Origin of the sequence: Shewanella carassii, from assembly GCF_002777975.1 — a bacterium.
GTDB classification, from domain to species: Bacteria; Pseudomonadota; Gammaproteobacteria; order Enterobacterales; family Shewanellaceae; genus Shewanella; species Shewanella carassii.
The window spans coordinates 164049-188089 of sequence record NZ_NGVS01000031.1 but is presented as its reverse complement, the minus strand read 5'-3'; the positions used below and the strand labels follow the sequence as shown (position 1 = coordinate 188089).

At 54.4% G+C, this 24041-nt stretch carries 15 protein-coding genes; 6 read left to right on the top strand and 9 right to left on the bottom strand.

Translation table 11 applies throughout. From position 1 onward, the window contains the following. Window positions 1-22: 22 nt before the first annotated feature. Both CBE72_RS15550 and CBE72_RS15545 read right to left on the bottom strand, forming a co-directional pair. Window positions 23-679: a thiopurine S-methyltransferase gene (locus tag CBE72_RS15550; RefSeq protein ID WP_100144809.1), complete on the bottom strand. Its 657-nt coding sequence runs from the start codon at window positions 677-679 to the stop codon at window positions 23-25. A gap of 137 nt (window positions 680-816) precedes the next feature. After that, window positions 817-1164 carry a hypothetical protein gene (locus CBE72_RS15545; RefSeq protein WP_100144807.1) on the bottom strand — a complete coding sequence of 116 codons (348 nt, stop codon included), beginning with the start codon at window positions 1162-1164 and terminating at the stop codon, window positions 817-819. 228 nt (window positions 1165-1392) lie between these two features. Here CBE72_RS15545 and CBE72_RS15540 point away from each other — a divergent pair, with 228 nt between their 5' ends. Beyond that, window positions 1393-3201 (top strand): protein kinase domain-containing protein, encoded by a 1809-nt coding sequence (locus tag CBE72_RS15540; RefSeq protein WP_100144805.1) that lies wholly within the window; start codon window positions 1393-1395, stop codon window positions 3199-3201. Here CBE72_RS15540 and CBE72_RS15535 read toward each other — a convergent pair. The 4 genes from CBE72_RS15535 to CBE72_RS15520 all read right to left on the bottom strand — a co-directional run bounded on the left by CBE72_RS15535 (window position 3198) and on the right by CBE72_RS15520 (window position 13801). Further along, window positions 3198-5981, bottom strand: a complete 2784-nt coding sequence (locus CBE72_RS15535) for a M16 family metallopeptidase (protein ID WP_229671993.1) — start codon at window positions 5979-5981, stop codon at window positions 3198-3200. The two genes, CBE72_RS15540 and CBE72_RS15535, sit on opposite strands and share 4 nt — an antisense overlap. A 119-nt stretch (window positions 5982-6100) precedes the next feature. Continuing rightward, on the bottom strand, window positions 6101-8506 hold the full coding sequence (locus CBE72_RS15530) for a zinc-dependent metalloprotease (protein ID WP_100144803.1): 2406 nt from the start codon (window positions 8504-8506) through the stop codon (window positions 6101-6103). A 60-nt stretch (window positions 8507-8566) separates the two neighbouring features. Continuing rightward, window positions 8567-12259, bottom strand: coding sequence for a response regulator (locus tag CBE72_RS15525; RefSeq protein ID WP_100144801.1), 3693 nt, complete (start codon window positions 12257-12259; stop codon window positions 8567-8569). Between the two features lie 147 nt (window positions 12260-12406). Further along, window positions 12407-13801, bottom strand: a complete 1395-nt coding sequence (locus CBE72_RS15520) for a PhoH family protein (protein WP_100144799.1) — start codon at window positions 13799-13801, stop codon at window positions 12407-12409. Window positions 13802-14144: 343 nt separating this feature from the next. On the opposite strand from CBE72_RS15520, the gene rapA reads away from it, so the two are divergent. Both rapA and CBE72_RS15510 read left to right on the top strand, forming a co-directional pair. Next, entirely contained in the window at window positions 14145-17051 is a 2907-nt protein-coding gene (rapA, locus tag CBE72_RS15515; protein WP_100144797.1) for an RNA polymerase-associated protein RapA, read from the top strand. A 236-nt stretch (window positions 17052-17287) separates the two neighbouring features. Further along, the gene (locus CBE72_RS15510; protein ID WP_157929099.1) at window positions 17288-18289 is read left to right on the top strand and encodes a DUF3530 family protein; all 1002 of its coding nucleotides are present in this window, start codon (window positions 17288-17290) and stop codon (window positions 18287-18289) included. Window positions 18290-18364: 75 nt separating this feature from the next. Here CBE72_RS15510 and CBE72_RS15505 read toward each other — a convergent pair whose 3' ends face one another. Both CBE72_RS15505 and CBE72_RS15500 read right to left on the bottom strand, forming a co-directional pair. Beyond that, entirely contained in the window at window positions 18365-18868 is a 504-nt protein-coding gene (locus tag CBE72_RS15505; protein ID WP_100144793.1) for a YqhA family protein, read from the bottom strand. A 92-nt stretch (window positions 18869-18960) separates the two neighbouring features. Further along, window positions 18961-19764 (bottom strand): crotonase/enoyl-CoA hydratase family protein, encoded by an 804-nt coding sequence (locus tag CBE72_RS15500; RefSeq protein ID WP_100144947.1) that lies wholly within the window; start codon window positions 19762-19764, stop codon window positions 18961-18963. Window positions 19765-20132: 368 nt separating this feature from the next. Here CBE72_RS15500 and CBE72_RS15495 point away from each other — a divergent pair, with 368 nt between their 5' ends. After that, complete coding sequence (locus tag CBE72_RS15495; protein ID WP_100144791.1) at window positions 20133-21128, top strand: response regulator; 996 nt, start codon at window positions 20133-20135, stop codon at window positions 21126-21128. A 14-nt stretch (window positions 21129-21142) separates the two neighbouring features. Beyond that, on the top strand, window positions 21143-22099 hold the full coding sequence (locus CBE72_RS15490) for a sensor domain-containing diguanylate cyclase (RefSeq protein WP_100144789.1): 957 nt from the start codon (window positions 21143-21145) through the stop codon (window positions 22097-22099). A gap of 156 nt (window positions 22100-22255) precedes the next feature. Here CBE72_RS15490 and CBE72_RS15485 read toward each other — a convergent pair whose 3' ends face one another. Continuing rightward, the gene (locus CBE72_RS15485; protein ID WP_373289266.1) at window positions 22256-23038 is read right to left on the bottom strand and encodes a tetratricopeptide repeat protein; all 783 of its coding nucleotides are present in this window, start codon (window positions 23036-23038) and stop codon (window positions 22256-22258) included. A gap of 356 nt (window positions 23039-23394) precedes the next feature. Between CBE72_RS15485 and crp the strand changes: the two genes are divergently transcribed. After that, window positions 23395-24030: a cAMP-activated global transcriptional regulator CRP gene (crp, locus tag CBE72_RS15480; protein WP_025011303.1), complete on the top strand. Its 636-nt coding sequence runs from the start codon at window positions 23395-23397 to the stop codon at window positions 24028-24030. Window positions 24031-24041: the final 11 nt, after the last annotated feature.

The window sequence follows — 24041 nt, the reverse complement described above, 5'->3', positions numbered from 1 at the left end:
CGCTTATCCTCGTCAGAGAAATCTATTTACGTTTCAGCAAATAGGCACTCTCGTTGAGCCAAGGCACCTCTTTGGCAATGAATCTTGGGTTGTCGGCCAACACATCGACTTGCTCCAGCAGCGTGACCTCAAACCACTGGCTCATATGCTCCCTTATCCACTCCCGGGTCACACTGAATGGCGGCCCCTTGAGCATATCCTGAGGGTATTCCAGGGTGACCAACAGGCCACTACAACCACTTGGCAACAAGGCAGCCAGCTTGGCGGCATATTGCAAACGCATCTCCTCAGGCCAGGCGATTAGCGCTGCCCTATCGTAGAAGGCCCCTACCGATGCCAGTTGCTGAACCTGCAATGCAAACAAGTCGCCCTGCAACAGGGTCATCTGTTCGCTGGAAAAAGCCTGCAGTTCGCCAAAGGCTTTCTGTTGATACGCAAGGCCATTTTCTTCAAAGAACTGCCTGACGGCCAATTCACTCAGTTCACAACCGAGCAGATCATGGCCCATCTCGGCCAAATAACACATATCCAAAGACTTGCCACAGAGTGGGACAAAGACCTGTTCATTGCCCCGGAGTGCGAGTGTGGGCCAGTACTTGACCAAGAAGGGGTTAATATCCTGCTGGTGAAAACCTATCTGCTGCTTGTGCCAGCGTTCGTGCCAAAATCCGGGTTCCATCTATCCATCCTGTGCATCAGAAAATCTTAATACTCTATCGACTTGCACGCCGAATGCAAAGAGCGCTGCTGCCACAGACAAAAAAGCCCACCCAGGAGCCGATGACTCCAGGGTGGGCCGCATAAATTTTCTCGGATTCAGGGCAACCTAGCCAGGATATCCTGCACTTTGCGCAGCCAATTACAGTTATCACACTGACACTTACGCCGTGACAAATGGTGTGGGCTCAGGCTGGAGTCGACAAAGTCGACCGCTATCAATAACTGCTGCTTCAACTCTTCGAGTGATTTCTGCTCCAGATCCACCAGCTCATCATTCTGGTTCATCCAGATACATTCCATTCCCTGATGACAAAAATTGCAGCGCTCATCCACCGGATTATAGAAACCTGCATGGGGGCAATGGCGCAATTCCATCGACTGTATCACTCGGGGACGGGCATACTCGAACAGTGCGATCAGCTCTTGCTTGTCTGGCACTGACATAAGGCCTCCATATTGCTTTTGCCATTATGGCTTGTTGCGAACAGGTTACTCCGAGGCAGCTGCGATGAAATTGATATAGGTCAAAGTGCAGCCCAAAAGGATACGCTAGGAAGCCTGGTTCTGAGCTGGATCCCAGAGTCACCACTTGCCGGTCTCACACCTTGCTGTTTTAATGAGCTTTTGCTTGTTGTTACTTTGTATCCTTGCCTCTGCCAATGGAGAAATCGCTTGCAAACACCTGAGCTGCAGCACTTTTATATTTCTGAAGAGCAGTCTGTCTATCTGCTCAAGGCCGATGATGCCCGCAAGCACAGGGCCTGGATCCGCCTCTGCCGCCAGCAACTGATCAAGTTGGGCTATGACGATCCGCAACTGATAGGCAAAGGCGCCTATGGTTTTGTGTTCGCCGGACGAAACCGCCATGGCCAGGAACATGTATTCAAGTTCTCTCGCATCACCCTGCCCCAACAGGTACAGGACAGACTTGAAGAAGAAGCCTTCATGCTGTCTCAGGTCAATCATCCCAATGTGCCGCCACTGATAAAGTTCGACAGAGTTGGGCGCCAGGGGATCTTGGTAATGGCCAGAGCTCGGGGCCAGGATCTGGATCAGCGCTGTCGCCGACATGGCGCCTTGCCGGTGGCGGAGATCATGAGCATTGCCAGACAGTTGGCAGATCTGCTGCAGTATCTGCGTGACGGCAGACCCTTGGTACACGGGGATATCAAACCTTCCAATCTGGTTTATGACCCAGAGGAAGATAAGCTGTCTCTGATTGACTGGGGCTCGGCGGTATTTGCCCAGCGCGATGCCGATAACCGCCCGGTCGGCGGCAATGTGATGGAGTTAATGTCAAGCGATCAACAGCATACCAACGCCCGCATGGGCGATGTTTACTTTATCGGCGATGAGCAACTCTCGGGGGCACTTTCCAGCCCCAGGTTTGATGAACAGGGGGTTGCCGCCACCCTCTATGCGCTGGCGTCCGGCCAGGCCAGCCGCTTCGGCTCCCAGGTGATCCCGCCCACCAGCATAGGTCTGCCGCTAGAACTGGCCAGGATCCTCGAGGGGATGTTGGGCCCAGATCCTCTCACCCGTCTCAAGGCCGGTGACTACTTCCTGCGCAGCATGAGATACAGCCAGCATCTTTTGCTGCCGCCGCTGCCACAGGATTTGACCGCCGAGATCCCCGTCTGGGTACAGAAGCGGGCCCGGGACGTGGAAACTGTCAGCTACAGTTCGCGGAAGTCGTTTCTGCGCAGCCATCATCCGGACGCCGATGCCGAGGCTATTCGCGCCGAAGATATTCAACTGGAGAAGTACTACCGCAACTTCCTCGCCGGCATGGGAGACACAGAGAAGGGCTTTATCGCCGCCGTTGGCCGCCTGGGTCAGTATCCGATTGTGGGCGGTTTGGCGATTCATTGGCAGGAGACAGGCGTCTATATCGACTCCAACCTGGCGCTTTATGATGAAGAGCTCAGGCCGGCATTAATTCAAGCGGTCAACAACATGGTGACTCTGGCCCGAGGCATTCATCGCATAGGTATCTTCAAGGCCTGTTTCTTCAACGCCAAAGATACCCTGCACCTGGAGCGAAGCGCCCCTTCAGAGCCGTTCAAGGCCAAGGCAGATCAGCTGCTGCCCTTTGAGGTGGGCGATGTGCCGACACTCGAAGATCAATCCCGGCTGCACTCCTACTTTGAAGATGGCCGGGATCCGGATGAAAACCTGGAGCTGCCTGCGGAAATCATGACTGAACTTGGCTGGCTCAACCAGATACACCACACAGGCTGTATCATCTTCGAAGCCCTGCCAACTCATATGAAGATCCACAGCTACCTGAGACTACTCAACCCGAGAAAACAGGCGCAGTTTCGCGCCTGTCTGGACAGGATCCTCAGTCATGTCGACAAGATCCAAGGTCAAGGCGTCTCGGGGTTTATGAAGCTACCCTATAAAAATACCCGCAGGTTCGAACACCTGCAGCGCAAGCCGGAGCGCTTCTATCCGAGAAATCCCAAGACCAGTGCTTAGTTGGCGTAAGTGGTCGTCACGCTCAAGCGGCGATCATTGTCAAGATACTCACGAGCCAAGGCTTCCAAAACTTCACCATCCAGTTGCCCCAATATCTGCCTGCGCTGTTGCCATCCCTGCCAACGGCCAGGTCGGCTCTGGGCCGTTGCTGCCAGTTCCAGCCAGAAACCGTTGCTTGCCGGGGCGCTTTCAAACCATTGCAGCAAGGGCTGGCGCGCCCGCTCCAGCAGTTCGCCATCTATGCCGCCCTTGGCCTTGACTCTGGCTACGACCGCAGCAAAGCCTTGTTCGGCCGCTTTCAGCTTGGCCATATCAGTGACAGTAAACAGCCCCAGATAGCCGTAACCGGTTGGATGCCAATCGAAATGATTGAAGGTATAGGGCGAATATCCGGCGCCGGCTTTTTCCCTAACCTCTTCATTCAACAAAATACCCATCACCTGCTCGAGCAACATCAGTTCACTGTGGCGCCGAACATCCTGCATGTCGGTGGTCGGCCACAGCCAGGCCAGTGCCGCCGAGTTCTCGGCACCTCTATGGAAAATCTGCCTCTGAGCCGGCACCTTGGGGAATACCGGCCGCTCGAAGGTCGACTCCTTGGCCGGATGCCGCTCGATGGCACCGAATGTCTCGGCAACCGCCTTTATTCCCTGAGCCTCATCGAAATCCCCCACCAGCGCGATTTCCAGCATTCCTTTATCCAGCGCCGATGCCAACACCTTGGAAATTTCAGAAAAGTCCCGCTGCAATACCTGCTCTTCCCGGCCATACCCATAACGGGGGTCGCCGGGGAACAAGAGCCCCGTTAGGCCATCCCAGAAGGCCTGTTCCGGATTGGCATTGCGACTCTGACTTCCAGCCTCGACTTGCTGCCGAAAGAGGCTAATGGCTTCCTGGCGCCAGCCCGGCGCACTAAGAAAGGCGGCCTGTAACCCCAACTGGGTTCTGAGTTCAGCGGCATTGGTATGAGTGACGCCGCCAAAGCCTTGCAGGCCGACCCCCAGGTTGACCGAAATATTTTGCCCGGCAAAGATATCCATCAACTGCTGCCAGGAGTGCTGCTCCAGTCCGCCGTAAACAAAGGCTTGATTGAACAGGGTACCCACCCCCTCTAGGTGCGGAAATGGCAACTCACCGAATCCCAATGACAAACTGACGGCGACATTGTCCTGTTCAAATTCGGTAGGCTTGAGGTTAAGCAGAGTGCCATTGGCAAAACGCAACTGGCGTATTCCGGTATCGGGATCCCGTTTATCGGCCACTATCTTCCCGGGTTCACCAAGGCTCTGATAAGCAAACTCGCTGGCCTTTGTGCTTGTATAGGGAGTAACTGGCTGCAGCTGACTCTGTTCATATGCCGCCAAGAGTTGTGTTTCTACTGCGGTAGGCGCCTTGGCAGCAGAGAGATAGATACCGGGTTGTCCCTGCCAGAGCTCTACCAGTGTCTGCCTCATCAATGCCGGGGTTATTTGCGGCGCCAAGGCCTCAAAAATAGCCAGTTCATCCGCAGGCTCAAGCGGTATCATGGCCTTGGCATCCAGTGAAACTAAAGCCTCCGCCATATTCAGGCTGTGAATAGTATCGCTACCGGCCAGATTGAGTTGATATTGCCTATGCTGACGCCTGAGCGCCTGCTGCAACTCTTCGTTGCTGAAGCCATATTGCAGGGTCTGACGTATGGTCTGCTCCAACAGGGCCGCGGCTTGCGGCCAGTTGTCTTCCAGAGTCGCCAGAGTCAATTCCACCCTTACTGCGGTGCCAAACTCTTCGCCTATCTCAACGGCGGCATCGGTGAAACCTTCTTCGGCAAACAGGTGCGGTTGCAACCTCTGATAGAGCATATTACTCAGCAGCGACTCAAGCATCAGCTGACGACGCCGTTCAATACCATCAGGCTTTGGCTCTATGGGCGTCAGCACCCCAAGAGAGACTTGAGTCGGCAAACTGGGGTCGAAGAAAGCGTCCGCCTGAGGCTGCTTTCTGACTGCAGGCGGAGCAAGCTTCACCTGAGCCGGGGCAACCGCCTGAGGGTGCGGCTTCCAATCGGCAAACAACTGCTTAATTTGAGCCTCGGAACGAGCAATGTCCAGGTCGCCAACTAGGATCAGCGTTGTCCGCTCCGGGGTATAGAAACGTTGGTACAAAGAGCGCAGCTTGGCGACATCTGCCGCCTTGATGCTGGCGGCTTCACCGATAGGGAAACGTCTGGGCAGCAGGCTGGATGGATACTCAAAGTGCAACTGGTTACGATAATTTTCCAGCCCGGCCGAGGTGCGTTCCTTGAGCTCGGCCAACACCACGGCTTTTTCCTGGGCAAGCGCCTTGGGGTCCAGAGTGAGTCTGTCGGCAATCTCCCGCATCAGCATCAACCCGGTATCCAGTTTCTGCTCATCTCCTTGGGTGATGTTGAACTTATAGACTGTCTGGGTAAATTCAGTCACGGCATTGGTATCGGCGCCAAAGCTCAAGCCGAGACGCTGCAATCTTGGGATCATATCCCCTTCAGGCACAGCGGCGGAGCCTTTGAACGCCATATGTTCCAGCAGGTGCATCAGCCCCTGCTCATTTTCTGCCTCAAGCAGTGAGCCGGAAGCGATCCGCATCCGCATCACTATGGCATTCGCCGGAGTCTTGTTATCCACCAATTGATATTTAAGACCATTGTCCAGTTGGCCCTGGTGAATACGTGGGCTGACAATGAGCCCATCGGCCTTGGCGATGAAGCAGAGCAGCAGCAATAAACCGCCGAGCCAGGCTCTGAGAAACAGGATTTTTGGCAAAAGAATTCCCCCAAAAAACAAAGGTTCGGTGCAAAACAGGCCCGAACCTTTGGAATATGAAAGATACCAATATAAGACATAGGATTAATTGTGTCACATAATCAATACCTTACAACGTACTAAATCGGCGATCCCGGTGGTATTTCCGCAGGCTTGCTGATCACTCTGACCCCAGGTTGTTTCAGTGCCTGCTCAAGCACAGCTTGCAAATGGTCATAGTGGGCAGCCTTGTAACCTGAACTTCTTTTTTCCTTTCTGGGCAACTGCTTAAGCAGATATTCCAGCTTCATTCTCAATATGGCTTTAACTTCTGGACTACTGGCGTCACTCTCGAAACTCTGCAACATGCCGTCCAAAACCACCGCATTAACCCGCATCGCAATACTGGTCTGATCTCCAGAAGGCAGGGATTTCAGCAGTGTCTTAGCCAGCAATCTGTCCAGTAAACCCTCTACCGACAGCTGCTCTGTGTCTCTGGTAAAGGCCTGATCCACACGGTTGAGCCGCTGAGGGTTCAACAGCGCCGACACTGTGTGGCGACTGAGCACTTCTGCCATGGCCAGCTGATCCACGGCCCCCCCCAGAGATGAGCCGAAACTCTCGCGGCTGCGGTAATAGTTGCCGGCCTTGGGCACCAGTTGCTCCAGTAGCTCGGTTGGCAGATACAGCTCTCTGGGATCCAGGGTCGCCAGCACGGTATCGAGTGCCCGCTTCTGCAATTCTGGCGCAATATAATGCCAACTACCGCTATCGGCATCGGCCAGATAATTATAGTCAATACCGCCAACAAACTTGGCCGCGGCGCTGATCTGGTAGCGATTCAGCAGATAGATGGGCACAAGGGCATCACTGAGTTCGCCCAAGGGTTGCCCCGGCAACAGCGCCTTGGCGGAGAATGTCTCCAGTGCCTGGCGCCTGACCAGCTGCATTCTGGCCAGCTCCTTGACCGGATCCTCGCCTCTGTCCCAAAGACTGGCATAGGCATGGGCGGCTGAAGTCGCTCGCGAGTCACCCTCGCCTATGTATCTCAGCCCCTGCTGCTGCACCTCTTTGAGCAGCAACTTGAGCGCGGCCTGGGTTTGGGTTTCATCACCAAAGTCACCATAACCGTACTTAATGGCAAACTTATCCCAGGCACCCAGGCCTTCGGCGTAAGGCTGGCTGATATCCACCCGCTTGCCATCGAGGCGCACATAGGGATGGGGGTAATCCATCACAGAAGCGTTGTTATTGGTGGAAGCGGCAAAGTTATGGTCCAGCCCCAGGGTGTGACCGATTTCATGAGCCGATAACTGGCGAATACGCGCCAGAGACAAGGCCATTGCGGCTGCATCGGCCGCTTGTCTGTCTTCCCACCCGGCGGTAAGGCCACGGGCAATCAGGTGATCCTGACGCACCCGCAGACTCCCCAGAGTGACCTGGCCCTTGATGATTTCACCACTGCGGGGATCTGTCACCGCCGCGCCGTAGGACCAGCCACGGCTGGCCCTGTGCACCCACTGGATCACGTTGTAGCGCACATCCTGAGGGTCGGCGCCTTCGGGCAATAGCTCCAACTTAAAACCGTTGATAAACCCCGCCTCATTGAAGGCCTGCTCCCACCAGCGGCCGCCTTCGAGCAAGGCACCACGGATAGGCTCGGGTACACCGGGATCCAGATAATAGGTAATGGGCTCAACCACTTCGCTTGGCTCGGGGCCGGGATTGACCTTCTGCAGCCGGTGGCGCAGCAAGAAGCGCTGGTTGATATCCTGATCTATGGCGGTGGCATAATCCTTGTACTCATCGGACAGATAACCACTCATGGGATGATAACGACGCACCTGATAACCCGGCTCGGGCAAAGCGATAAAGGAGTAGCGCAGTCTCAGAGACAGGGCCTGGCCATCCGGAGTCACCTCGGCGACTCTGGCGCCGGCCTTATCACTGGCGAAAGTCAGTTGCACATCCACATCCGAGTTACGCTCGAACGACTTGACCGAGGCTGGCAACACCACAGAGCGGCTGGTGTCCAGACGATAATGCCCTTGGCCCCTGGCCGCCAACTGTTGGCTGATGCCGTGCAGGTCCTGCAACATCAAGTCATTGACCGGCACCAGCAGACGTTTTCCCGGCAGGAGTTTGCCGCGCCAGAGCACAGATTCAGCAAAGGCTTCATGCACGGCTCTTTGCTCGGCTTGGTCGTCGGTATCGGCGCGAAAACGGGTGTTGAGCTGTTTGAGCAGAATATAGGGGCCCTGGCGTTCAAATTGCACCATGCGGGTATATCCCAGTTGCCCCCGATCGAGCCCTATGTCGTTAGAGCCAACGCCGTGGGGCAAGCTGGAGAGCAGCAACATGGGCTGGTTGAGTCTGCTCGGTTCCAGATACAGCTGCCCGGCTTTGGCATCATAAAAGAGATTGATAAAACCTTCGGCCTGAGTGCTTTCGCTGATGACGTCTGCGGCCTCCCTCTCCTGTGCCGCCTGCGCCAATCCAGGTACCGCGATCAGCGCCAGCAACAAGGTCCAACTTTGAGGTTTCATCCCATCTCCTGATTGTTATCTGTAAGTTGCCATTCAAGTTAAGGGATTGGCCGGTTTATCTCAAGTCCTGCCCACCCATTCACTCAAGGTATCAAAGAGTTCATTGAGCATAATGGGCTTGGTGATATGGGCGTTCATTCCCGCCGCCAGGCTCTTCTCACGATCGCCTGACATGGCATGGGCCGTCATGGCGATAATCGGCAGCGTCTCCCTGTCGTATTTCTTGCGCAGTTCCCGGGTCGCCGTCAGGCCATCCATCACGGGCATCTGAATGTCCATCAATACCGCGTCGTATTGACGCTGCTCCACCATCTCGAGGGCAATCTGGCCATTGTCGGCCAGATCTACCTCATAACCGGCGCTACGCAGCAGTTCAGAGGCCACCTGCTGGTTGATCAGATTATCTTCCACCAGCAGCACCAAGCCTTTATGACCACCGCTCTGATTATCGGTAATTTCAGCCGCAGTCGCCGGATGGGGTTTCTCGGCGAAGGCTGAGATTATCTCATCAAATAGAGTCGAGGCCTTGAAGGGTTTTTGCAACAGCGCAAACACATTGGTATCTTCCACCTCCTGTGCCAGTGGCTCGGCGGCATAGGCCGTCATCATGATCACCACGGGGCGCTTGCTTATTCTGCCATCGGCCACCATCTCGTCCAGGGTACGGATCACCTCGCGGCCATCCATTTCCGGCATCATCCAGTCGATAAGCAGCAGGTCGGTTTCCTGTTTGCCCAGCTTATAGAGGGCTTCGGCACCGCTGGCGGCGGTGTCCACCTCGAAGTGGAAGTCGCGCATCAGGGTCGAATATATCTGCAGCGCCGTAGAGTTATCGTCCACCACCAGCGCCCGCAGGCTGTTGAGCTGCTCCGGCATCACCAGAGGTTCAATCTTGGCCTCCTCGGCGATCTCAAAGCTGATAGTAAAGCTGAACACACTGCCGACACCCGGCTCACTCTGCACTTGCATCTTGCCGCCCATCATGGACACCAGATGCTTACTGATGGACAAGCCAAGGCCGGTGCCGCCATATTTACGGGTGGTGGAGCCATCCGCTTGGGCAAAGGCATCAAACAGTATCTCTTGCTGTTCCTTGCTGATCCCTATGCCGGTGTCCCGAACCCAGAATTTGAGAGTAATGCGATGATCGCGTTCGCCGACATCTTCACAACCGAGTTCAATCTCCCCCTCTGAGGTAAACTTAACCGCATTGGACAGCAGATTCACCAGCACCTGGCCGAGACGCAGCGGATCGCCCTTGAGGATCAGCCCGGCGGTCACAGGGGCATACAACAACAGCTCGACCCCTTTCTCCTGTGCCTTGAGCGAGTTGATATCCAGGGCGTGCTCCAGCACCTTATCCAGCGGGAAGGAGACCCGCTCCAGCTCCAGCTTACCGGCTTCAATCTTGGAGAAGTCGAGAATATCGTTGATGATCCGCAGCAGTGACTGAGCCGAGAAGCCGGCCTTCTCCAGATAATCTTTCTGCTGCACCGTCAAGTTGGTGCGCTGCGCCAGCTGCAGCATGCCTATGATGGCATTCATCGGCGTGCGGATCTCATGACTCATATTGGCCAGGAATTCACTCTTGTAGAGGTTGGCCAGTTCGGCATCTTTCTTGGCCTCCAGCAAGGCCACTTCATTGCTCTTGCTGCGGGTAATGTCTTTGTGGGTACCCAGCATACGCTTGGGCTCATTGTTAGCGGTAAATTCCACCACCCGGCCACGGGATAGCACCCAGTGATACTGACCACTCTTGCCGCGCATTCGGAACTCTATCTCGTAGGCTCCAATAGGATCGGCCAGATACTGCTCGCGATACTCTTCGACCCGGATCCTGTCATCCGGATGGATCAACTCGTCTATAGTCGACAGCAGCGCCGGAAACTCATTAGTCTTGTAGCCCAGCATGGTGTAGTAGGCTGGATTACAGATGATCTGCTCCGAATCCAGATACCAGTCCCACAGGCCATCTTCTACCGCATCCATCGCCAGGTGATAACGTTCTTCCGACAACCGTAACTGCTCGGCGGCTTCATATTCGCGAGTCACATCACGCCAAACGGCAATCAAGCCCAGCATCTCACCGCGGCGGTTATAAAACGGCAGCTTGAGGGTATCGAGCAGCACGGGCTTGCCCGCCAGTTCGACCTTTTCCTGATAACGCAGCGGCGCCCTGTCCTTGAGTACCTGTTCATCCTCGGCGCGAATTCTGGCGGCCTGCTCCGGGGTGGTCAAAGTGTCTGAATTCAGGCCTATCATCTCGGCTTCTGTGTAGCCAAGCACCCGCTCGGCCGACTTGTTACAACCGAGGTACTTGCCTTCTTTGTCTTTGAAGACAATGGCTTCCGGAATCGAGTCCAGTAGAGAGCGCAGCAGGGCGTATTCCCGCTCCCGCCGCTCAGTGGTTTCCTTCAGTCGTTCGGTGCGCCGGGCCACCAGTTTATCCAGCCGCTTGTTCTGCTCTGCCAGGTGACGGGTATATTGCTGGTTCTCTTCAAAAATACGGCTGACCAACTGGAACCAGGGCTCCCAGCCCTGGGTGATCTTCGCCGGTGGTCGGATCGGCTCACGGGAACAGTCTTCCAGGTGTGACAACAGACGCGAGGCCGGGCTGACGAAGGCGCGGCGAGTCTGCCAGTGCACTATGGTCACCAGCACAGACAAGGCCAGTACCACCAGAATAAAGGTCAGCTGCAGTTTCTCGAACGAATCCAGAAACAACTCATCGACATCCTGCAGGTAGAGTAGACGCCAGGGGGCGTTGTGCAGCGCCACCGAGTGGATGTAATAACCGTTGCGGATCATCCCCTCGTGGGCATCGAACAGTTCAGACTCAGGCAGCGAGTGCAGTTCGGATGGGATCCGCTGGCTGATGTGGTAGACCCGGTTGATGCTGGAGGTATCAAAATCGCTGTGGGAGAGAATATTGTTGCCCTGATCCAGCAAAATCACTGTGCCCGGCATCTTGAAATAGAGGCGTATCTGTTTGGCGAGCGATGCCAGTGTCATGTCCAGATTGATGGAACCGATAAACTCATCTTCGAGATAGATGGGCACCCCGAGGGTAGTCAACAAGCCATTACCGGCCGAGTCCACATAGGCCTCACTCCAGAACACGCTGCGCTGGGGATTCATCGCCGGTGTCGCCAGTTGGAACTGTTTCTTACTCAGCATCTCATCGCGAAAACGCTGCTCGTCCGCTGGCCAGGGGTAGTAAGACATCATCCGCCGCTTAGACAGGTAATAGATGGCCGAGGCCTTGGGTGCGGCCTCTTTGGCGACCGGGAACGACAACGACAACTCGAACAGCATCTCCAGTTCCTGATAGAACTTGTCGCTGCGGCCATCGAGAGAGCCGGAGCCGGTTATCCGCCCCATGTTGGTGAAGGGCTCGCCACTCTTGGCGTAATTGGGCTCCAGGGTAAAAAATTGTCCGCTTTCGTTAAACTTCTCGTACTGGGGCAACCTGTCCTTGCGCACCTGCTCGGCCAGACGTAAGTGATCCACGGCCACATTACGCAGGCTCTTGACCGCGCGGATACTGGATTCCAGCAAGAGATCAATCTGCATCACATGGCGATCGACCTGCTCCTCCCTGAGCTCCATCTGCTGGGTTTTCTGGCGTTCAAAAAACACCCAGGCGGTGAGCAGCGCCAGTACGATTACCCCCATATAGGTGTAAAACACTGCGCGGTTGTAATTTCTCTGGATCGGAGATTTCAGCTGCAGATCCGGCTCACTCAATTTCATCCATTACCCTTGCATCACGGCCCATCCCAAGCGGCGGGAAAGCACAAAGAACAGAGCCAATATCATATACTTAATTTGAGCCAATATGCAGTCCCCCGCATAAAGCAAAGGCCCCTAAATGGGGCCTTTTTCTGTTGCTGGGTTTCTCTAGAGGTGCTCTTCGGCAAACTCTGCCAGCCGTGAGCGCACTACACCGTTGAGATAAATGTTGGCACTACCCTCAAAATTTTTAAAGCGTTCAACCATATAGGTCAAACCCGAGGTGACCGCGGTCAGATAGTTGGAGTCTATCTGTGACAGGTTGCCACAACAGATAAGCTTGGTGCCTTCTCCCATACGGGTGATCATGGTTTTCAACTGTGAGGCGGTCAGGTTTTGACACTCATCCAGCAATACCACTGAGTTCTGAATCGAACGCCCACGCATGAAGTTGATCGACTTAAATTGGATATTGGCCTTTTCCATTATGTAGTTGAGCGAACCACTGGGATTGACATCATGCTTGTGTAGCACCTCCAGAGTATCGGTAATTGCCGCCAGCCAGGGCGCCATTTTCTCCTCTTCCGTGCCTGGCAGGAAGCCTATCGACTCGGCAATTTCCGGGGTGTTACGGGTAACGATTACCTTGTCGTAGAGATTGCGCTCCACCACCAACTCCAGTGCCGCCGCCATCGCCAGCAAGGTCTTGCCGCATCCGGCAGGGCCGGTGAGAATAACCAGATCGATATCGGGATCCATCAAGGCCTGCAGTGCCATGCCCTGATAGATGTTCTTCGGCCTCACGCCCCAGGCCTCCATATTCATCAGGCGTTCGCGACCGAGATCCAGCACATTGAGACTGGTTTCACTGCGGCCGACCACCCGGCCACAAAACTCGGATTCCTCATCCAGCAGATATTGGTTGATATAAAAGAGATCGTCGCCCAGGTCCTTGAGCGGCACATCATGCACAGTATGACGGCCATGACGTTCGGTGGCCACCTTGTGCAGATGCTCCCAGAAGTTGCCTTCAAATTGATGAAAACCCTTGGATAGAAAACGTATGTCATCGATCAACTGATCGGTGCGGTAGTCTTCTACCAGGAGTATCCCGGCGCCCTTGGCCTTGAGACGCATATTGATGTCTTTGGTGACCAGCACCACGGTACGGGGCTCATATTGATTTTGCAGATGTAGGGCGGTGTTGATGATGCGGTTGTCGTTGTTGTCGCCGGGCAGCGAGCCTATGGTGAATTCAATCTGGTGGTCGGGGAAGATGGCCAGAGTACCTGTGGCATCTGTGTGCCCTTCGCGGCTCGGAAGGGGAACCCCTTTGATTATCTGTTCCGGAGTGGTCTTGCCGCCGAGGATATCTTCCAGCGCCCGAATGGCGACCCTGGCATCGCGGCTGACATCCCGCTTTCTGTCTTTTATCTGGTCCAATTCCTCCAGTACCGTCATTGGGACCACAACATCATGTTCTTTAAAGGAGTAAATCGCTAAGGGTTCATGTAATAACACATTGGTATCAAGTACAAACAACTTTCTGTCGTCTTGTTCCATGGCGCCTCCATTTGCGTCAATGAGCTACTCACAGCTTTGTTGTCATGGGCCAGCGCAGGCCTGGGATTGGGGTATATGGCACTCCTGTTTCTAACTGATGCGGGCAGGTTTCACCACTGTGACATGGCTTAAACTAATACTGGCACCTTTAACAACGGATGACAAATACCCTTTACAACCTCTTTAATCGTCACTGCGCAAAAGCCATTTTGAGTGTAGGGCGTCAAAGATGACGATTGGATGACAGGCGGGCGAAAAGGCCAGGAGGGCGGGATTGGTATTATACTCGGATTGGTATAACATACGCGCCCTTTGTGAATCCGCCCGGAGATGAGAGTTAAAGATGCCCTTCGCCTTAGGTCAACGCTGGATCAGTGATACCGAATCAGAGCTTGGTTTGGGTACAGTAGTACAACTGGAAGGCCGCATGGTCTCACTGCTGTTCCCCGCCACCGGAGAGAACCGCATGTTCTCCCGCAACGACGCCCCGTTAACCCGGGTGATTTATAACCCAGGTGATCAGGTCAAGAGCCATGAAGACTGGACACTGACCATCAACTCTTTGGATGAAAAAGACGGGTTGGTGATCTACACCGGCATTCACAGCGAAACCGGCGAAGAAGTGCAGCTCCGGGAAACCCTGCTGGATCACAATATTCGTTTCAACAAACCGCAAGACAGACTCTTTGCCGGCCAGATAGACAGACTGGACAGATTCGGGGTGCGCTACGCCGCCCAGCAACTGCGCCACAATCTGGCCACCTCAGATCTGCTGGGACTGCAGGGCCCCAGAGTCGGCCTTATTCCGCATCAGCTGTGGATTGCCCATGAAGTTGGGCGCCGCTACGCGCCACGGGTACTGCTGGCCGATGAAGTGGGCCTGGGCAAGACCATAGAAGCCGGCCTCATCATTCATCAACAGTTGATGACAGGCCGCGCCGAGCGGGTACTTGTGATAGTGCCCGATACCCTGCGCCACCAATGGCTGGTGGAGATGCTGCGCCGCTTTAACCTGCGGTTTGCCGTATTCGATGAAGACCGCTGCATCGAGGCCTTTGCCGACCACGACAACCCCTTCTACACAGAACAGTTGGTGATCTGCTCGCTGGAATTGCTGCGCAAGAAGCGCCGTCTCGATCAGGCGCTGGATGCCGACTGGGATCTTATGGTGGTCGACGAGGCCCATCACCTGGAGTGGACCGAAGAAGCTCCGAGCCGCGCCTATCAAGTGGTTGAAGCTCTGGCGGAAGTGGTGCCCGGCGTACTGCTGCTGACCGCGACCCCGGATCAACTGGGCCATGAGAGCCACTTTGCCCGACTGCGACTGCTAGATCCGGATCGTTTCTACGACTATCAAGCCTTTATCAAAGAGGAAGAAGGCTACAAAGAGGTGGCCCTCGCCGCCGAGGCGCTGGCCAGTGGCAACAAGCTGCCCGACAATGCCATCAACAGCCTGACCGAACTCTTGTCCGAGAAGGATATCGCCCCCGCCATTCGCCTTATCCAGGCTGACGGCGTCGATTCTGAGCAGCAGCAAGCCGCCCGTGACGAGCTGCTGCAGGAGCTGCTCGATAGACACGGCACGGGTCGGGTGCTGTACCGCAATAGCCGCGCCTCGGTCAAAGGTTTCCCGAAACGCATTTTCAACGCCTATCCACAGGCCATGCCGGAGCAGTACCTCACCGCAGCCCGAGTCAGTGCCATGATGAATGGTCACCGCACCTTGGAAATGAAGGCTGCCTATGCGCTGGCGCCGGAAAAAATGTATCAGGAGTTTGATGAAAACTCCGCCGCCTGGTGGAAGTTCGACCCCAGGGTCGACTGGCTCATCGACTTCCTCAAGCAAAATCGCAGCAAGAAAGTGCTGATCATCGCCAGTCAGGCCGCCACCGCCCTGAGTCTGGAAGAAGCGCTGCGTACCCGTGAAGGGATCCTCGCCACTGTGTTCCATGAGGGCATGTCCATCATAGAACGTGACAAGGCTGGGGCCTTCTTCGCCCAGGAAGAGGGCGGTGCCCAGGCGCTGATCTGCTCGGAAATCGGTTCCGAAGGGCGTAACTTCCAGTTTGCCAGCCAGTTGGTGCTGTTCGATCTACCATTGAACCCGGATCTGCTGGAGCAGCGCATAGGTCGCCTGGATCGCATAGGTCAGAACCATGATGTAGAGATCCACCTGCCCTTCCTTACCGACACTGCGCAGGAGCGTCTGTTGGCCTGGTACCACGAGGGCCTCAACGCCTTCGAACTTACCTGCCCCGGCGGCCATATTCTGTTTAAGGAGTTTGGCGCTCAGTTGCTGCCACTGCTGGTGGAAGAAAACGAAGAAGAGATGGCCAAGCTGCTGCGCGATACCCGTAGCCGTTATAAAGAGCTCAAGCAGGCGATGGAGCAGGGCCGTGACAAGCTGCTGGAACTCAACTCCCATGGCAGCACTAAATCACTGGCCCTGGCCGAAAGGCTGGCGCAGATGGATAACGACACCCAGCTTATCGGCTCTGTGATCCGTCTGTGGGACATCATAGGTCTGGATCAGGACGACAGAGGTGAAAACACCATAGTGCTGCGCCCGAGCGAGCACATGATGTTCCCCACTTATCCCGGCCTGCCGGAAGATGGTATTACCGTAACTTTCGACCGGGATACCGCCCTGTCCCGCGACGATATCGCCCTGATAACCCAAGAGCATCCACTGGTGCAAACCGGGTTGGATCTGATCACAGGATCTGAGACTGGCACCACAAGTGTTGCCATCCTCAAGAACAAGGCGCTGCCAGCCGGTACCGTATTCCTGGAGCTTATCTACCTGGCACAGGCCTCGGCGCCCAAGTCCAGCCAGTTGTATCGTTATCTGCCGCCGACACCGCTGCGTATTCTACTGGATAAAGACGGCAACAATCTGTCTGACAAGGTGAGCTACGAGCACTTCGATCGCCAGCTCAGCGCGGTTAACCGCCATATCGGCAGCAAGCTGGTCAACGCCTCGCAGGCGATACTGCATCCATTGCTGGCCAAGGGCGAAGCCCACGCCATGGAGGCCATGTCCAACCTGCAGGCCGAAGCCCAGCAGCAGATGGAGCGCCAACTGGGCGCCGAACTGCAGCGCCTAGAAGCCCTCAAGGCGGTGAACCCCAATATCCGTGACGCCGAGCTTGAGTATCTGCAAAATCAGATCGTCGAACTACGCGGTTATCTGGATCAGTGCCAACTGCAGCTCGATGCCATACGTCTGGTGCTGGTCAGCCACGCCTGATAGCCACTCAAATATCATCCCCAAGACCCGCTACCTGCGGGTCTTGTTTTTTGTGCTTCACTCCATGTCCGATGTCAGGCGTCTTTGAGGAACAGGTGTATGAGTTTGGCTTAAGTGGCGCAAACTTTTTACACAAGCGGTATTACAGGACAGGTTTGCGGATTATAATTTGGGCTGGGTCAATAAAGGCTGCAGAATCATGCGATTCCAGCCCATGATAAGCGTAAGGAGTTCAGTTGGCACGGATATCCAAGATGATAGCTATGTGGTGCTTTTTGCCCTTGGCGGCACTGGCTGCCGATGAGCCGGCCAACCCAGACTCTGTCAATAAAAATGCGCCCAGCCAAGAGCAGACTCAGCCAGAACCAGAGCCAGCGAGTCAACCGCCTGAAACGGCCAAGATGCAACCCAGAGACAATAGCCGGGCGTTGGAACATGTTGCCGCCTCTGAGTTACAAAAGATCCAAATAGATGGTGAGGATCAAGCCGTTCTGGTGCGCTCCTGGAGTGGCCAGAAACAATTGGGCGCGGCGCTGTTGTTGCCGCCACCCGGCACCCACGCCGATGCCCCCGGGCTTAACGCCTTCTTACGCCGCGGCATCAATCCAGCAGGCTGGGCCAGCATCAGCATCACGCCACCACCCTTTCCGGAGCAGCCCAACTTCACCACAGAGGCCCAGGAAATAAGCAAGGCCGGCGATGGCAAGATGCCGGGGAAACGCAACCAGGCAACGAGCCGCCGAGAGGCCGAGGAGTGGCAAAAGCTCAGAAAACAACAACAGAGCTTTATCCAAAAGAGTCTGGCGCAATTGGACGCCTTGGGAGCGCCCTTTCCTGGTCAGCGCTTGCTGATAGCCCAAGATCAATCTGCCGCCTTGGTGATAGAGCTATTGGCGGCGCAGGAATTGGCTAAGCCGGACTTACTGGTGGTGATCAATCCCTACCTCGACGATCCCAATGCCAATCTGGCACTGCCAAAACAGCTGGCCGGGTTAGAGCTGGCGGTACTCGATATCCAGTCCCCCGATGGTCACCAAGCCTCGCAGGCTACAATGGAAAGTCGCAAAACGCTAGCGATGAGCAAGCCGGATAATCAATACCGGCAACAGGTGCTGGCGCTGGATCTACGTCAGGATGTTGCCTTTGAAAATACCCTGCTGATGATAGAAGGCATGGCCAGAAAGGTGTTGAAACAGCAGGCGCCAAACGAAAAAGTGGCCACTGAACCCCATCAGTGACCGCCTAATGCAAAAGTTGCTGCCGAAGCCGGCCGACAGACCAAGCTTCCCATAGAGCAAATGTCGGCAGTGCGATTACTCTTTCTTACCGCCCTTGGAGAACATCAGCGCCAGGGAAATGAGCACCACAGTGCCGCCCATGAATAGCAAGTCCAGTGCTGAGCTGGGTTTGATATCGGCAAAGAAGGAAAACACCTTGATGATCAACATCATCAATATCACTTTGCCCAACTTGCTCTTGAGCGCATCTATGCTGGAGATGATCAGTATCTTACCGCCGGTATCCGATTCACCAGCCGGCTCCAGGTTACGGATAAAGAGCTCATAGAGACCGAAAGCGAAGATCAGCAGCACGGCCCCGAGCAGAAAAGTATCCAGTATCTCCACCAGTACCATCACAAGATCGTTGCGCACATCATAGCTGCCACTGAGCAGGTATTCCCACAGCAGGGCAAACATATGCAGCACGTCCTTGGCGCCCATGACGAAGGTGACCAAGGCCGCCAGCACACAGGAAAAGACCCCAACCATGACAGACAGGCGACTACCCCAGAGCAAGCGTTCAAAAAAAATCCGCATCCCATATTTCCATTCTAAAAATAAAGTGACGGATTTTCAGGCAATTTTGCCGTAGAGGTCAAGTTAATATCCCATCGGGCGTGATAGGTATCTCACCAGTTTCGCCGCGGTTCAAAGGCTCGCTCGGGATCCTTACCCTGACGCACGGCGGCAATGGCTCTGTTACGCCCCAAGAGCAGACGCACCTGGCTCCAGGACTCCCGCGCCAGCAGGCGCCTGCGGGAACCGTTCCAGCTGCGGTTGATACTCAGCTTTATCGCCGCTAACGCATCGGGAGAGCGCTCATTGAGCTCAGCTGCCAGTTCTTGTGCCCGGGCCAGAGGATCACTGCTACACTCGGTCACCAACCCCAACTGCAGAGCCTTGGATGCCGGGATTAATTCCGCCGTCATGCTGAGTTTCAATGCCTGATCTTTGGCGAGAATTTCACGCAAACTCACCAGGCCGCCCATGTCGGGCACCAGGCCCCATTTGGCCTCCATGATGGACAACTCGGCATCATTGGCGGCAATGCGAAAATCGGCGCCGAGCGCAATTTGCAAGCCGCCGCCATAACAACGGCCATCCAAGACGGCAATCACAGGAACCGGTAGCTCGCGCCAGGCGACAGACACCTGCTGCGCCAAATTGGTATTGCCCGGTAACCACTTGAACAGCAGTTTCAGCGCTTGCCAGGGAGAGTTGGCCACACTCTTGATATCCAAGCCGGAGCTGAATTGGCCGCCCTCGCCTCTGAGGATCACCGCCCGCAAGTGTCGTTGACGGCGCAAGTGACGCGCCATCGCCTTGAGTTCACTGAACATGGTGTAGTTAATGGCGTTGAGTTTATCCGGCCGATTTAAGCTAACGATAGCCAGCTGTTGTTGCCATTCCAGGCTGAGAGTCTGCCATTGCATCTGCAGGTCCTTGAAAGTTGATGTTATGTTAACGGTATCATTATCATACAGGTCAGGCCAGTGTGAAAATTCCGCAATTTCCATAATGTTGAAACGTTAAATACTGACGATCGTCAACAATCTGACATTAACTTTGACTTAGGAACAGCAAGTGGTCACAATGTCGCCCCTTCAAAAGGCAAGCCATTGCACTATAATAAGATTTTGTCATGCCAAAATATGGGGAAACGAGCATTAAACTTAAGCTCACCGGTATATATTCAGCACCCCAAACCTTAAGTAACCCAGCGGTACGCTCCAAGGGATGATCTCAAAAAATACCGTTGAAAGTGTTATCTTCAAGTAATGCAGTAAAACAGGAAACCTCTATGGCGATTCCGGTACTCATATGTGACGACTCTGCGCTGGCACGTAAACAGATGGCCCGCACTCTTCCCAAAGACTGGGAAGTAGAGATCAGCTTTGCCGCCAACGGCGCCGAAGGGCTGGAAGCCATTCGCGCAGGCAAGGGCGAAATAGTCTTTTTGGACCTCAATATGCCGGTCATGGACGGCTACGAAGTGCTGCAAACCATTCAGCAGCAAGACCTGCCAGCCATGGTGATAGTCGTCTCGGGCGATATACAGATTAAGGCTCATCAAAGAGTCAAGGCCTTGGGCGCATTGGATTTTATTCAAAAACCCGTCAGCGCCGATGCCATTCGCAGCATACTGCAGGAATATGGCATTTTGCAGTTGGCCGAAGGCGGCGACAGCAATGAAGAGCCGATGATCCAGGTCGATATGCGCGATGCCTGCCAGGAGGTTGCCAACGTCGCCATGGGCCGCGCCGCCGATCTGCTTGCGAAGTTGCTGGATGTGTTTGTGCTCTTGCCTATTCCCAACGTCAATGTGCTGGAAGTCAGCGAACTGACCATGGCACTCAAGGCCACAGAAGAAAGCCCCAAGATATCGGCACTGTGCCAGGGCTTTATCGGCGCCGGTATTGCAGGTGAGGCTCTGTTGCTGTTTCACGACTCCAGCTTCAAGGATATGGCCAAGTTAATGGGCCTGTCGGACCCCGAAGATGCCAACACCGAAATCGAGGTGATGATCGATACCGCCAACGTGTTGATCGGCGCCTTTCTCAGCGGGATCGCAGAGCAGTTGGATATGCAATTCAGCCAGGCGCACCCTGTGGTGCTCGGACGGCATTGCACTGTGAACGAGCTGATCCACGACAATTCAGATCGTTGGCAGCGCACGCTGGCGATGGAGATCAATTATCGTATCGAAGGCCATAATGTGCAGTGCGATCTGCTACTGCTCTTTACCGAAGACTCCCTGCCGACGCTGAACTTCAAGCTCGGCTATTTGATGAACTGATAAACAGGCTCGCCATGGCAACTGACTTAGATGCAATGAATGAACTGCACTGGTTGATCGATATGGTGCAAACCATAGATGTCGGCCTGGTGGTACTGGACCGAAATTACAATATTCAGCTATGGAACGGCTTTATGGAGAACCACAGCGGCGTTTCTCCCAACGATATCAAGGGTGATAACCTATTTGAGCGCTTCCCGGATCTGCCGGCCAACTGGCTCAAGCAGAAGATGGAGTCGGTGTTTTTGCTGAAAAACCGCGCCTTCATCAGCTGGGAACAAAGACCCTACGTCTTTAAATTCAGGAACTACCGACCCATTACCGGTCGCGCCGAGTTCATGTTCCAGAACGTTACCCTGCTACCACTGGCCTCATTGACCGGGCAGATCTCCCATATCAGCATCATCATTTATGATGTGACGGATATCGCCATCAACAAGCTGCAACTCAAGAGTGCCAACGAACGCCTGGAACATCTGAGCCAAACCGATGGTCTGACCCAGCTGCATAACCGCAGACACTGGCAATTGTGCATGCAGCGGGAATTTGATCGCCACTCCCGTTATGGCGATCCAGCCAGTCTGGTGATGTTCGATATAGATCACTTCAAGCGGATCAACGACAGCCTGGGGCATATCGCCGGAGACAGGGTTATTCAGCATCTGTCCCATATTCTCAGCCAAAACCTCAGGGAAACCGATTGCGCCGGACGCTATGGCGGCGAAGAGTTTGCCGTGGTCTTGTCTCATACCAGTGCCGAGGATGCACTCGCCTTCGCCGAACGACTGCGGACTCAGGTGGAAAACAGCCGTTTCAGCTTCAATGGCCAGCCGGTGCCCTTTACCATCAGCCTGGGGATCTGCGATCTGAATGATAAAGTCGAAAACAGCGATCAATGGCTGGCCAACACAGACAGAGCACTGTATCAAGCAAAGATTTCCGGCCGTAACTGCGTTAGAATTTTTGAATAAACGACATTAAAGCAAAGGCTGAGAGCAGGTCTGCTATCAGCCTTTACTTTTATCTTTTATTTCAATGGATAGCAGACTATTTGGCCTCAATTTGCATTTAAAATTATCGGCTATTCCACACAGATTTGGTTCGGCGTGATAACTGCAGCAAAGCCATTATTCCATCAAGGGAACTACTTCCCGGTAAGGTTTGTGGCTGCGGTAACTCTCCAGCCGCTGCCGGAATTCCAGCACTTTACCGAGATCCTGTGACAACTCCAAGGCCGTGATCGCCTGCTGTTGAGTCGCCACCGCGGCGCTAAAATCTCCCAACTCGGCATAAGCGGCCGCCAAGTTATCGAGATTGGTCGGATCCTGATTGTTGTCTTCCAGTAGTTGCTTGGCCAGCGCCAAAGCTCGACCACCATCTCGGTACTTGGCTTCGGGGCAAGTGGCGAGGATCCAGGCGGCATTACCTAGAGAGATGTCATCTCCGGCCGAACTGAAAAACGCCACAGCCTTGCCGCAGTGACGGTCAACGCCCTCGCCGCCGGAAGCATAGAGGAAACCCAGTCTGAACCTGGCCCAATGGTTGCCCTGTTCAGCCAACGGCAGATACCAACGCTCCGCCAGCACCAGATCCCGCTGCATCAACTTGCCTTCAAATGCCAGGTCAGCCAAGGTTTGTTGTGCCTTGGTTTCGCCGCCTTCGGCAGCCTTGGTCAACCAGGCAAGGCCTGCAACCTTGTCTTCGGCGACAAAACGGCCGGAGAGATACATCAAACCGAGCAGGTACTGAGCCTCGACTTCACCATTGGCGGCATTGAGCTGAATATAGGCCAGTTTGCTGGCGGCAATTTCCTTGCTTGGCTGGGGAATGGCAAAGGCTTGAGTCTGTTCACTGAACAGACTCAAGGCCAACATGGCAACCGCTGCAATTAGGGGAGATTTCACTCTGATACCCTTTAATATTCTATGCATACTGACTCATAAATTAGCTCGAACCCGGCGTGAAAGTCGAGGCGAATCCAACAATAAAATCCTAATAATAGCCCTCTAACGGCTTGGCGGATTGTGAGCAAGGCGAAGAAGATGTGATTTAACCTACAGACTGGAGCGATTCCAGGGGCTTTTAATCTGTATTGGTTGACATGTATCACTAAAGTATCAAAATGATAACCAAGATTAGCGATTTAATTGCGTTGATTCACTCAATCTAAAGTAAGACCAAGTGCAAAGTTGAACCTTTGGCATTGACGCAAAATCCTTATTTAGAATATCCTTACTTTCGTTTTAATCAATCGAGGAACATAGGCATGGCTCTGATTGGTAAGCCAAAACCAGATCCGACTTTGGAATGGTTTTTATCACACTGTCACATTCATAAGTATCCAGCCAAAAGCACCCTGATCCATGCTGGTGAAGATTCAGACACTCTGTATTACATAGTAAAAGGGTCTGTTGCCGTATTGATTAAAGATGAAGAAGGTAAGGAAATGATCCTCTCTTACCTGAATCAAGGCGACTTTATCGGCGAACTGGGCTTGTTTGAAGAGCAAGCCGAGCGTACGGCCTGGGTTCGCGCTAAACAAGCCTGTGAAATTGCTGAAATCTCTTATAAGAAGTTCAAGCAGCTGATCCAGGTTAACCCAGAAATTCTGATGAAGCTGGCCGCCCAGATGGCACATCGTCTGCAAAGCACCAGCCAGAAAGTGGGCAACCTAGCCTTCCTTGATGTGGCCGGTCGCATCGCTCAGACCCTGTTGCATCTGGCCAAACAGCCCGATGCCATGACCCATCCAGACGGCATGCAGATCAAGATCACCCGTCAGGAAATCGGTCAGATCGTTGGCTGCTCCCGCGAAACCGTGGGCCGCATCCTCAAGATGCTGGAAGAGCAAAATCTGATCCAGGCTCATGGTAAAACCATTGTGGTTTACGGCACCCGCTAAGTCAGCTTCAG